The sequence below is a fragment of the Halalkalibacter sp. HAAS-P014 genome (genome assembly GCF_056619965.1).
In genome coordinates, this window is record NZ_JBWQTV010000038.1 from 1 (window position 1) to 11148 (window position 11148).

An 11148-nucleotide genomic window follows, 5' to 3' on the forward strand; every position below is an offset into this window, starting at 1 on the left:
AGTCTGGTGGCGATAGCGAAGAGGTCACACCCGTTCCCATGCCGAACACGGTCGTTAAGCTCTTTTGCGCCGATGGTAGTTGGGGGCTTCCCCCTGTGAGAGTAGGACGTTGCCAGGCATTATTCCACAGTAGCTCAGTGGTAGAGCAATCGGCTGTTAACCGATCGGTCGTAGGTTCGAGTCCTACCTGTGGAGCCATATGGAGAGCTGTCCGAGCTGGCCGAAGGAGCACGATTGGAAATCGTGTAGGCGGTGTAAAACCGTCTCGAGGGTTCGAATCCCTCGCTCTCCGCCAGGTACATTTTTCTATTGGCCCGTTGGTCAAGCGGTTAAGACACCGCCCTTTCACGGCGGTAACACGGGTTCGAATCCCGTACGGGTCACCATTTTATATCAATACTGGAGGATTAGCTCAGCTGGGAGAGCACCTGCCTTACAAGCAGGGGGTCGGCGGTTCGATCCCGTCATCCTCCACCATAAACATCTTACTATCTGTTTACTTAATAACGACGCGGGGTGGAGCAGTCTGGTAGCTCGTCGGGCTCATAACCCGAAGGTCGGCGGTTCAAATCCGTCCCCCGCAATACCAAAATGGTCCGGTAGTTCAGTTGGTTAGAATGCCTGCCTGTCACGCAGGAGGTCGCGGGTTCGAGTCCCGTCCGGACCGCCACTTAATTTAATATAGTATGTATGGCTCAGTAGCTCAGTCGGTAGAGCAATGGACTGAAAATCCATGTGTCGGCGGTTCGATTCCGTCCTGAGCCACCATTTTGCCGGCCTAGCTCAATTGGTAGAGCAACTGACTTGTAATCAGTAGGTTGGGGGTTCAAGTCCTCTGGCCGGCACTGTAAGTTTTATACTTATTAAGTAAAAACACATATTGACTACTTAGCTCATAGTGTGTAAAATAAGTATTGTATTTTTCGTGGAGGGGTAGCGAAGTGGCTAAACGCGGCGGACTGTAAATCCGCTCCCTCCGGGTTCGGCGGTTCGAATCCGTCCCCCTCCACCATTTAGTTTTAGGGGTATAGTTTAAAGGTAGAACAAAGGTCTCCAAAACCTTCGGTGTGGGTTCGATTCCTACTACCCCTGCCAATTAATTCAATAATATGTGGCGGTTGTGGCGAAGTGGTTAACGCACCGGATTGTGATTCCGGCATTCGTGGGTTCAATTCCCATCAGCCGCCCCATTTTAATTATATTATCTAAGCATTGGGCTATCGCCAAGCGGTAAGGCAACGGATTTTGATTCCGTCATGCGTAGGTTCGAATCCTGCTAGCCCAGCCAATGCGGAAGTAGTTCAGTGGTAGAACACCACCTTGCCAAGGTGGGGGTCGCGAGTTCGAATCTCGTCTTCCGCTCCATTTTTATACGGCGGCATAGCCAAGTGGTAAGGCCAAGGTCTGCAAAACCTTTATTCACCGGTTCGAATCCGGTTGCCGCCTCCATATGTATTATATCTGCCTTGCCGGGGTGGTGGAATTGGCAGACACACAGGACTTAAAATCCTGCGGTAGGTGACTATCGTGCCGGTTCAAGTCCGGCCCTCGGCACTTTCTATTTTATAAACTTTATATTTGCGCCCTTAGCTCAGCTGGATAGAGTGTTTGACTACGAATCAAAAGGTCGGGAGTTCGAATCTCTCAGGGCGCGCCATTTTTATGCCGGTGTGGCGGAATTGGCAGACGCGCACGACTCAAAATCGTGTTCCTTCTGGAGTGTCGGTTCGACCCCGACCACCGGTACCATCTACATATTTTACGTTAATTTTAAAACCAACAGATAGCTCATAAACGTTGATAAATCAATGTTTGTGAGTTTTTTTATTTTTCAGGAAGATGATAGAAACATTAGAATATGTTTTAAGTCCAAAACTGGACAGATAGAATTAGTATACCCTAATCGTAAAAGCTTGTTTTACGATTAGGCTTTTTTGACCTATTAGGACAACCTGTTTACATTCCTACGCTATAAAGGAAAAAAAGTAAATATTCCTATACAGTAAATATACCTTTTACGAGTAGAACCTTTTAAAATAATAGTACGAATAGTTTTAAAATTTTTAATTATTTATGAAAGGGCTTACAAAACTGATTTTTTTAGATTGAAATAAGGATTATTATTTTACAAAAATAAGAATGAACGATCCATTCAATGAAGAAAAGAAAGAAAACGAATGACGAAATTTCTGGTTCTAAGTCAAATGTTGGGGTTGTAACTGCAGGTAATATGGGATCTAGAATTGCTTAAAAAATGGCGCAAGAAGGAATCGAGAGGGAATTTTTAGTGAGAACCAACTGACAGAGATTATGGGGCGACTTCATGGAAATTCATCAATGAATCCTATAAGAGATAAAGGATGCTGAACTAGTTGTAGAAGCAGTATTTGAAGATTTAAACGTAAATCTACCACATCTTCTAACGAGAGCCCTATGACACATCAGTAAATCTTAAATGGAGGTGATGCAATCTACAACTCCACATAGAAGTGGTAATTAAAATAATAGTAGAGGAGATGGTTATTGCTGGAAGACTATTGAATTAAATGAAATAGAGGAAAATAGTTTGGAAAAAGTATTTCACATTGGTATCTTCCTAGATCTTATAGCTTAAAAAAATTGTTATACCGTTGTTAGTCAAAATTTAATTAGAAAAGGGGAAAAACGAATGAAAGAAAATAAGATGTTAAAGTCTATCGTGTTCGTTGCAATGACATTTGCTATCTTGTTGACTCTAATTGTTCCAACGCATGCTGCATCCGTTCAGGGTGTTGAAAAGATTGAAGATATCCCATACACTGCCCCTGTCCCAGAACACACAAAAGGTAACTTACTCGATCTCTATATACCTGATGTACCAGGGAAGAATAAGTTGCCTCTTGTCATTTGGACCTCAGGTTCGGCATGGATGAGTGATGCAGGTAAGACTGTTCCCGGTGATGTAGTTTCCCATTTTACCGAAAAAGGATATGCTGTTTCTGGAGTTAGTATCCGCTCAAATACACAAGTACAGTTTCCTGGTCAGCTCCACGACATCCGTGCAGCAACTCGTTGGCTTCGTGAAAGTGCCGATGAGTACAACATTGATCCAAATCGCATTGCTATTCTAGGAAACTCATCGGGTGGTTGGGCGGCTGCAATTGCAGCAACCACTAGTAACATTTGGCAGTTAGAAGGGGAAACAAACGTGCAGACTTCTAGCGCAGTTCAAGCAGCCGTGCCATTCTTCCCACCAGTCGATTTACTTGTTATGAATGAGCAAGAATATACTATCATGGATCATTATGCACCAAACGCACTTGGGTCAATACTAATGGGCTTTCCAATTCAAGACCATCCAGAACTAACGAGAAAAACTAACCCAATTACTTACATTGATGATAATATGCCACCGATGCACATCTTCCACGGCTACAATGATGTAATTGTTCCACATGGACAAAGTGTCTTGCTTTATGAGGCTTTAGCATCAGCTGGTAACGAGGTATCGTTTACGTCGGTCCCTAGTGCTGGACATACTCATAACGATATTATGGGAGCAAGCGAGTATACCGTGTTTTATACAAATAGAGGCGGACAGGAAAGAACTGGAGTTCAACCTGCACCAACATGGGAGAACGTGGAGAAATTTATCAACAAGTCTCTTAATCGTGCAAGATAAGGTCAAAGGGAAAAGAACCCTTTAGCCTATTTAAGATAAGATAAAGGAGTATTCCTTTATCTGGATGATGAAAATTAATATTTATTACAAAAAAAGAGTGCATAATGGTATTATCCCCTTTAAGTAGACATGAAAAAAAGAGAGCATGGTATTATGTTCTTAAGTCTATCTGAAGGGGATTTTTTATGGCAAAAAAAGGACAAACCTTTAAAGCTAATATCCAATTAAATGGCTCCTAGAAATAGCTGAAGTCTCCAAATAGGTTACTATAAGTGGCGTAAAACAATCTTATACGTCGTAAAAAGCTAGATGAGAATCTATTAATACAAGAGCATGTACTGGCAATCCATAAGTTACATCCGTATTTTGCATTGTCATGATAATGCCTGCATTGAATGTTTCTTCTCTCGTTTAAAAACGGCGAAGCTGTATTTAGTACGCCCTAAAACAATAGATCAAGCACACCAAGCGATTTAGAATACTTTTTTTTTTATAACAAAGGCCACTTTCAAAAAAAATTTAAAGGTCTTTCCCCGGTTGAATACCGAGAAAAGCCCGCTCATTGTGCATCACAACAGGCGGTCTTCGCATATTTTTAATAAACTTCACCAAATTCTTCTTCCCACTGTTCTTCTAATCTTTCAAGCGCAGCATCTACATCAAACTGTAGTAACTGTGCCACTTGACTATCTTCTGGGATGTGCACTGAATTTAGCATTGCTAATAAAGGCATGGCATCTTCTTCAAATGCACCGTCTTTGTCTTCGTGCGCAATAGCAACTCGGAACAAAGAGTCATAACCAAAATCCATACCAAAAACATGAACAAGGTTATCGTTATGTGTTACATAAGTGACGTATACTTCTGAATCATTAGCTAATGGGAAATCTGCTTCCTCAGACTCTATAGCATCAGCGTATCGAACCTTTACAGACATTGCGATGTCGTTAGGTGTTCTATCTGAATAATTCATGACATTTAAAGATGAATTATTCGGTCCTTCAATTGTTATCCTGTTTTTTAAATCAGCGTTGTAACCTTCTAACACGGCTATTTCCATCCCATAATTATCTTGTAACACTTCATATGAACTATATGTACCAACATATAAAGAATCTTCGTCTTGTTGGACCACTTCTACTGCTACTTCTTCCTCTTCGGATTCATTTGCTTCAGCCACTTCATTCATAGTTTCTTTTTCACTTGAGCAAGCAGCTAGTAGTGCCAAGATTATCAAACTTGTACGTGAAAAATTCTTCATTTTTTTCATCTAAATCAACTCCTAAGTTACAATATTAACAGAAAACTAGATAAAAGGAAAAAACTAGAGAACCTTCCCCATGCACCCGAATCAAGGTGAAAAATGGTACAATTACTTTGGATGATTTAGCTTAGATGTCATCTTATTCTCCATTCCATTTTCAAAAAAAGGAGTGAGTCATATGATTTTAGCCATATTAAGTGGAGTTGTATTGTACATGGTAAGTGGAATGATTTATTATTCTTTGTTAGGAAACCGTTGGGTAGACCTATTAAATATTAAACCTGAACAACCCAATTATGGACTTCTTACTTTGGTTACATTACTGACCTCAACGGTGTTATATGGTGTACTTCGATTATCACAGGTGGAGACATTACTAGATGGAGCATTAGTCGGTGGGGCAGTTGGGATAATAGTAACTCTTGCCTACGCAAAAGACTTTATTTTTGGTCTAGGAACAAATAGTAAAAAACCTGTATCCATTTATGTTATTGCTGTAGGATATCATGTGATTGCATTGACAATCATTGGAGCTGTGATGATGTTTTTTATTTAGTGGGAATCCAAAATGAATCCAAGAGAAAATATTGAGGTCACGAAATGAATTGAAACGTTTCCTGAGCCTATACAAGAAATAACTAATAACGTAAGAGAGCTTGTTTTTAAGTCCTCTCCAGAAATTATTGAAGATTAGGACAGTTACATCCTAGAGATGCAAAAATGCTTTTAGGGAAAACAATCGTAAGGATGTACCACGGAACAGAAACAGCAGAAAAATGCAGAGCGGCAATTTATATCAGTCTTTCAAAAAGGAACAATGCCTGATGAGATACCAGTGGTTGACTTACGATAAAAAGCGTGGGTGACAGGCACTATTCATAATGAAAAAAGATGACCTCTGTTTTGAACAGAGGTCATCTTTTGCAAGCTGTTTGGCTTTTATATGTCTTTATCTACCTACACTACTTTCTTTTCTTTTACAGATTGAACAGAAGGGGTTATATTCTGTTCTTTAGCCATCTGCTTTGCAATTTTTGGTGCACTCCATAGTGGTGGAAGGAGCAAGATCGATACAGGTACTGCTGTTACAACAATAAAGTTTTGTAATGCCTGTATACTTCCTTCACCAATTGTTAGTAGGACTACGGATAAGATACCGAATAATACGACCCAAAAGACTCTCATCCATTTATGTGGATGATCTGTACCTTGTAAGGTTACGGCTACTGTATATGAAATGGAATCAACTGTAGTTGATACAAACACAATGCTAACGATTAAGAACGCAATAGCCAACCATAATCCCATTGGTAGTTGGTCCATAATGGCCATTACGGTCGCGGGCATTCCACCATCCCCTAATGGACCTGAGATGGAGCCAGGATTCTCTAGTTCATGAGATAATCCAGTGCCACCAACAACGGCGAACCAGAAATTACTAACTAATGGAGCAATAATAGATACGGCTACAATAAGCTCTCTGATCGTGCGACCACGTGATATTTTACTAATGAAAATAGCCAACATTGGAGCATACCCTAGGAACCATCCCCAGAAAAAGATCGTCCAATAACCAAGCCAAGCTTGATCCACACGATATAAATTCATTTCTAAAAAGTGCTGTAATTGAAAAGCTTGAGCACCAATAAAAGAATCTATTAAAAACATGGTTGGGCCAATAATGAGAATGATTGCTGTTAAAAAGACAACAAAGATAACATTTAAACGACTTAAGAATTGAATACCTTTGTCGACCCCACTCGCTACAGAGATAGCAGCAATAAGGATTAGTGCCCCAACAACGATAATATTCGTAGTTAAAGTATTTGGAATATCAAATAAAAAATGAAGACCGTATCCAATTTGCAGACCTAAAAATCCGATAGGCCCCATTGTGCCTGCAGCAACGGCAATAATTGAAACAATATCGGCTGTTGAACCTATTATACTTTTATTAAATATCTTCTCTCCGAAAATAGGATATAAAATTGTACGGGGTTTAAGTGGATATCCTTTATGATAATGTGCATACATGAGGACAATGGTAGTTAACGTACCTAAGCACGCCCAAGCCAAGAAGCCCCAGTGTACAAAGCTTTGGGATAAAGCCGGTATGATTGCCTCTTGCGGTGTCATCCCATCACTTGCAAACAACGGTGGAGTTGTCACAAAATGAAAGATTGGCTCTGATGCAGCCCAAAATACACCACCACTAGCTAGAAGTGTACATAGAATCATAGAAATCCAACGGAAGTACCCATTCTCAGGTTTCTCCATTTTTCCCAACTTCAAATTTCCATATTTTGAAAAAGCGAGTATAATTCCGATCACAAAATTTCCTAATAATAATAATTGCCAATAGGCACCAAAAAATGTGACGGACCAATTGAAGGAGTCTGTTACCCAACCTTCAACCCTATCAATGTCAACTAATGCCAAAATGACAAAGAGGAATAAAAACCCTCCACTAACAGCAAATGTAGTCCAGTCCGTTTTCAAATTCTTTCTTGTTTTCATCTTTTCCTCCCAAAAAGTATAACGAAGTGAGAACGTTATTTTTATCTTCCATTGATTCTCCTTGATGTTTTGAGGAAAGCTACGGAACGGAAGGGCCACTTGCTCTTTTTCTATATTTTTTACACCTATAATAATCGTCTAAGATAATTTCACCTACCATTCTATTCATTTAATTACGTCTAAAAAAACTGATTAGCCGAATGTTAATAGGTTAATATTATATTGATAAAACATCATACAGTCAAACGACTTTTTTTATTCATGGAAGTTTATGATGTGGATGATGTATAGGAGTGGGTTAGACGTTAATGCAACGATTGAAGGAGAAAGAGTGCGTCACGAGGGGAAAGGACAGGCCCCTTACAATTTAGAAATAATTTCTAAGTTTTGGGCGGATAGGCAAGCTACCAAAGTTACCTTTAAGCAATAAGTTACCTGTATAAGCCGAAAAAGGGGTGAGAAAATGGGTAGGCGAATCAAACATACTGAACGTGACGTGGAGGAGTTAGCAAGGCTCATGCTGGCAGAGGCAATAGGTGAGGGTGCCGAAGGGATGGAAATGGTAGGAACGGTTGTGGCCAATCGGGTCGAGGCAGATTGTGAACCGGACTTCAGAAACCTGCGCAATATTAGGCATGCGATCCATCAAACGATACCGGGAACGGGAATTCCTCATTTCGAGCCTGTGTTAAATGGGGCATTGTATACGCAGCGTCCCTCAGAAGAAGATCTACAGAGGGCCAGGGATTTATTGGATGGTCATAGGAATCCTCGAGCTAGAATGAATCTATGGTTTTTTAATCCGAGTCCGGGGCAAGCATACCGAGATCCTTGTAGCCCTACGATGCCAAGATCCCCTATGACCCAGTTTGAATTTGCACACAAAAATCATTGTTTCTATGTCGCTGTACCGGGCTACTGCCCAGAGTTTTATAGATAAAAAATAAGGAGATGATCTTCTCATGACTTGTGGAAACTCTAGTTATTATCCAATGTCTTATCCAGCTGCTACGCCACGATTTGGTCACGCGCAACACGCGCAACAAGCAAACGGCTTCCCGGCGGGTATGCCTTCTGGACCGGCGTATTCTGTGCCAGTCGTTCCAATGGGGACGGGGCAGCAGCTACCGACAGGTGTGGTGGAAGAATCGTTTATTGAAAATATTTTGCGCTTCAACAAAGGAAAGGTTGGTACATTCTACTTTACTTATCGAGGAAACAGTAGATGGAATGCAATGGTTTACCACGGGCGCGTTGAAACGGCTGGCCGTGACCATATCATTATCAGCGATCCGGCCAGCGGTAAACGCTACCTACTGATGATGGCAAACCTTGACTGGGTAGAATTTGATGAACAAATTAACTATCCTCACACGGAAATTAGTCCAGATATTCAGGCGTCCTTGGACATTTCGCAGTGATGATGTAGATTTAAAAAACCCGCGATATGAGCGGGTTTTGTTTGTTTGGTTTGAGAAGGAAGGTTGTCTTGTTTCTGTTGTTATGCTAACCGAAGGAAGTAAGGCTGAGAGCACGTATATGGCTTTGATTGAATCTGTAAAAGAGAATAAAACTTATGATAAAATATCTATAAAAGTTCAGAGGCAATATGCTGATTTATTATTTCTCCAGGAATTTTAAAAAATCTCTATACTTATTAGAAGGGTTTATAAATCATTGTAGGAAGGATAAATACTCAAGAAAGATCAAACTAACTTCAGGTGTACTTTTTGGAAAGATTGCGAAAGAACTCTATCAATTTACAAACAATAAAAACAATGATATCTAAACGAAGTTATCTAGATTTATACGAGACTGTCAAAGAAATCAAAGTCTATGATTATCTTCTATTGCCGTTTCTAATCATTCTTAATGATCATCCAGGGATGGAGGAACTTTGTCAAAAGTACTCATGGTTAGATTTTGAAAAAACTATTGGTCAATTACAAAAGTATTTAAACAGTCTTTGATGGAAGCATAGATTATATGAATAAAGGGAGAGAAAGAATGAGTAAATTAGTCAGATGGGGTATTTTAGGTGCAGCAGGTATTGCAAGAAAGGCTGTGGTTCCTGCAATGCTACGATCGAAAAATGCAGAAGTGGCTGCTGTTGCAAGTAGCAGTGATATAAAAAAAGCAAACGAATTTGCTGATGAATTTGAAATCGAAAAGCGCTATGAAAGCTATGAGGACCTATTAAATGATCAAGAAATTGATGCTGTTTATATTCCATTGCCAAATAATCTGCATGCGGTATGGGTAAAGAAAGCAGCTGAAAAAGGAAAACACATTTTATGTGAGAAGCCTGCAGCATTAACGGCTAAGGAAACAAAATCGATGGTTGATGTGTGCAAGGAAAACAATGTTTTGTTTATGGAAGCATTTATGTACCAGTACCATCCACAGCACGAACGGGTGAAAGAGATTATCCAAAGCGGTGAAATTGGAGAGGTCAATCTAATGCGATCCACTTTTTCCTTTTATTTAGACCCGACAGCAACGAATATTCGGTTAAAAAGGGAGTTGGGTGGCGGGAGCCTTTATGATGTCGGGTGTTACTGTATTCATGCGAGCCGCTACATTTTAGGTGAGGAACCGGTTCAAGTTTATGCTTCAGGTGACCTTTCTAATGAATTAGGTGTTGATTTGACGACTTCAGGTATTTTGACGTTTAAAGATGGGGTTATAGCAAGCTTTGATTGTAGTTTCCAACAGCCTTTTGAAAATCGATACGTTGTCGTTGGAACAAAAGGAAAGATTGAAGTTCCAGCTGCGTTTCGACCAGATGTTCAAGAAGGAAAAGGAGAGGTTTTGATCACAGATCAGCATGGTGAAGTCCGAAAAGAATTGTTAAATGGAGATCAATACACCCTTCAAGTTGAACATTTTTCTGATTGCATATTAAATGAACAAGCCCCTGTCTATAGTGGCGAACAGTCAATTCATAATATGAAAGCTTTAGAATCGTGTCTTGAATCAATACGGAAGAATATGATTGTTCGTTTATAGGGGTCTAATTATATTTAAAAGTCAAAGGTCTTGTCTTTGGCTTTTGTTTTGTGGCTAAGTATGAAGTCTAGATGTTGGTGATTAAGCGGTTGAAAAATCGATGTGTAACGCTAAAGCTTCGATGGAGCTTTCGGGTTTTGAAATTTCAGAAGAACTTGTTGAAATCGTTCGTTCTAAGCTTAATGGAGAAATAAGTGAGGAGGAGTTTTTAAAAATTGCTTTGGAAAGAGCGTATGAAAAGTGAAGACTTAAAGACAATAGAGCATAGTCTTTGGCGTGTACTTCCTTATAATGTAGCTTCTTGTACGTTATTTGTTCTGTTGTGGTAGTAATATAATAGAAGTTGAAATTTATAGTTGATCTTCGTATTGTCTTATGATAGATTATTAAACCTAGCCACAAAAAAATAATTCTAAATTAAGTATTGCGCAGAATTATTTATTGTGATATATTAATTCTTGTCGCTACGAACGGCAGGTTGGTTCGTAACGAGTTGCGAAAATAATTTTCAAAAAGTTATTGCGCAGAACAGAGTATTGTGTTATGATTATAAATGTCGCTGATGAAACAGCGATTAAAGAGTTCTTTGAAAACTGAACAAAAGCCAAGCGAAATAGAGATACATGATATCTCAGGGATTTTCAAGAAAATCCCAACGTAGAAATTTACCCGATAGGGCAAATTTCATCCGAATTAT

General features: G+C 39.8%; 9 protein-coding genes, 17 tRNA genes, 1 rRNA gene and 2 pseudogenes. 27 read left to right on the forward strand and 2 right to left on the reverse strand.

What is annotated here, in order from left to right; translation table 11 throughout:
* Nucleotides 1-2 precede the first annotated feature (2 nt).
* The 20 genes and pseudogenes from rrf to AC1FXZ_RS21695 all read left to right on the forward strand — a co-directional run.
* Nucleotides 3-118 (forward strand): 5S ribosomal RNA (gene rrf / locus AC1FXZ_RS21600).
* Nucleotides 119-123: 5 nt separating this feature from the next.
* A tRNA-Asn gene (locus AC1FXZ_RS21605) sits at nt 124-198 on the forward strand.
* Between the two features lie 3 nt (nt 199-201).
* Nucleotides 202-295: transfer RNA gene (locus tag AC1FXZ_RS21610), tRNA-Ser, on the forward strand.
* 16 nt (nt 296-311) lie between these two features.
* Nucleotides 312-386: transfer RNA gene (locus tag AC1FXZ_RS21615), tRNA-Glu, on the forward strand.
* Nucleotides 387-401: 15 nt separating this feature from the next.
* Nucleotides 402-477: transfer RNA gene (locus AC1FXZ_RS21620), tRNA-Val, on the forward strand.
* A gap of 33 nt (nt 478-510) precedes the next feature.
* Nucleotides 511-584: transfer RNA gene (locus tag AC1FXZ_RS21625), tRNA-Met, on the forward strand.
* 9 nt (nt 585-593) lie between these two features.
* Nucleotides 594-670: transfer RNA gene (locus AC1FXZ_RS21630), tRNA-Asp, on the forward strand.
* 22 nt (nt 671-692) lie between these two features.
* A tRNA-Phe gene (locus tag AC1FXZ_RS21635) sits at nt 693-768 on the forward strand.
* Between the two features lie 4 nt (nt 769-772).
* Nucleotides 773-845: transfer RNA gene (locus AC1FXZ_RS21640), tRNA-Thr, on the forward strand.
* A gap of 82 nt (nt 846-927) precedes the next feature.
* Nucleotides 928-1012: transfer RNA gene (locus AC1FXZ_RS21645), tRNA-Tyr, on the forward strand.
* A 9-nt stretch (nt 1013-1021) separates the two neighbouring features.
* Nucleotides 1022-1095 (forward strand) — tRNA-Trp (locus tag AC1FXZ_RS21650).
* 19 nt (nt 1096-1114) lie between these two features.
* A tRNA-His gene (locus AC1FXZ_RS21655) sits at nt 1115-1190 on the forward strand.
* Between the two features lie 23 nt (nt 1191-1213).
* A tRNA-Gln gene (locus tag AC1FXZ_RS21660) sits at nt 1214-1288 on the forward strand.
* Nucleotides 1289-1290: 2 nt separating this feature from the next.
* Nucleotides 1291-1365, forward strand: a tRNA-Gly gene (locus tag AC1FXZ_RS21665).
* A gap of 9 nt (nt 1366-1374) precedes the next feature.
* Nucleotides 1375-1449 (forward strand) — tRNA-Cys (locus tag AC1FXZ_RS21670).
* Between the two features lie 19 nt (nt 1450-1468).
* Nucleotides 1469-1554: transfer RNA gene (locus tag AC1FXZ_RS21675), tRNA-Leu, on the forward strand.
* Between the two features lie 26 nt (nt 1555-1580).
* Nucleotides 1581-1657 (forward strand) — tRNA-Arg (locus AC1FXZ_RS21680).
* A gap of 7 nt (nt 1658-1664) precedes the next feature.
* Nucleotides 1665-1749: transfer RNA gene (locus AC1FXZ_RS21685), tRNA-Leu, on the forward strand.
* Between the two features lie 919 nt (nt 1750-2668).
* Nucleotides 2669-3661 (forward strand): alpha/beta hydrolase fold domain-containing protein, encoded by a 993-nt coding sequence (locus tag AC1FXZ_RS21690; RefSeq protein WP_480057539.1) that lies wholly within the window; start codon nt 2669-2671, stop codon nt 3659-3661.
* 369 nt (nt 3662-4030) lie between these two features.
* Nucleotides 4031-4260 (forward strand): annotated as a pseudogene (locus tag AC1FXZ_RS21695) (IS3 family transposase); the annotation flags it as partial.
* Here the strand turns inward: AC1FXZ_RS21695 and AC1FXZ_RS21700 are convergent.
* Nucleotides 4257-4931 (reverse strand): hypothetical protein, encoded by a 675-nt coding sequence (locus tag AC1FXZ_RS21700; RefSeq protein ID WP_480057541.1) that lies wholly within the window; start codon nt 4929-4931, stop codon nt 4257-4259. The pseudogene AC1FXZ_RS21695 and the gene AC1FXZ_RS21700 sit on opposite strands and share 4 nt — an antisense overlap.
* Nucleotides 4932-5103: 172 nt before the next feature.
* Here AC1FXZ_RS21700 and AC1FXZ_RS21705 point away from each other — a divergent pair, with 172 nt between their 5' ends.
* Together AC1FXZ_RS21705 and AC1FXZ_RS21710 are read left to right on the forward strand one after the other, a co-directional pair.
* Nucleotides 5104-5481, forward strand: coding sequence for a DUF1761 domain-containing protein (locus AC1FXZ_RS21705; protein WP_480057543.1), 378 nt, complete (start codon nt 5104-5106; stop codon nt 5479-5481).
* A gap of 137 nt (nt 5482-5618) precedes the next feature.
* Nucleotides 5619-5766: pseudogene (locus AC1FXZ_RS21710) on the forward strand (tyrosine--tRNA ligase); the annotation flags it as partial.
* 116 nt (nt 5767-5882) lie between these two features.
* Here AC1FXZ_RS21710 and AC1FXZ_RS21715 read toward each other — a convergent pair.
* The gene (locus AC1FXZ_RS21715) at nt 5883-7442 is read right to left on the reverse strand and encodes a BCCT family transporter (protein ID WP_480057545.1); all 1560 of its coding nucleotides are present in this window, start codon (nt 7440-7442) and stop codon (nt 5883-5885) included.
* A gap of 463 nt (nt 7443-7905) precedes the next feature.
* On the opposite strand from AC1FXZ_RS21715, the gene AC1FXZ_RS21720 reads away from it, so the two are divergent.
* The 5 genes from AC1FXZ_RS21720 to AC1FXZ_RS21740 all read left to right on the forward strand — a co-directional run bounded on the left by AC1FXZ_RS21720 (nt 7906) and on the right by AC1FXZ_RS21740 (nt 10695).
* A complete protein-coding gene (locus AC1FXZ_RS21720; RefSeq protein WP_480057547.1) occupies nt 7906-8382 on the forward strand; it encodes a cell wall hydrolase in 477 nt (158 codons plus the stop codon).
* Nucleotides 8383-8404: 22 nt separating this feature from the next.
* Entirely contained in the window at nt 8405-8863 is a 459-nt protein-coding gene (gene gerQ, locus AC1FXZ_RS21725) for a spore coat protein GerQ (protein WP_480057549.1), read from the forward strand.
* A 309-nt stretch (nt 8864-9172) separates the two neighbouring features.
* On the forward strand, nt 9173-9412 hold the full coding sequence (locus AC1FXZ_RS21730) for a hypothetical protein (RefSeq protein ID WP_480057551.1): 240 nt from the start codon (nt 9173-9175) through the stop codon (nt 9410-9412).
* Nucleotides 9413-9449: 37 nt separating this feature from the next.
* Nucleotides 9450-10451 carry a Gfo/Idh/MocA family protein gene (locus tag AC1FXZ_RS21735; RefSeq protein WP_480057553.1) on the forward strand — a complete coding sequence of 334 codons (1002 nt, stop codon included), beginning with the start codon at nt 9450-9452 and terminating at the stop codon, nt 10449-10451.
* Between the two features lie 100 nt (nt 10452-10551).
* Entirely contained in the window at nt 10552-10695 is a 144-nt protein-coding gene (locus AC1FXZ_RS21740; RefSeq protein ID WP_480057555.1) for an antitoxin VbhA family protein, read from the forward strand.
* Nucleotides 10696-11148: the final 453 nt, after the last annotated feature.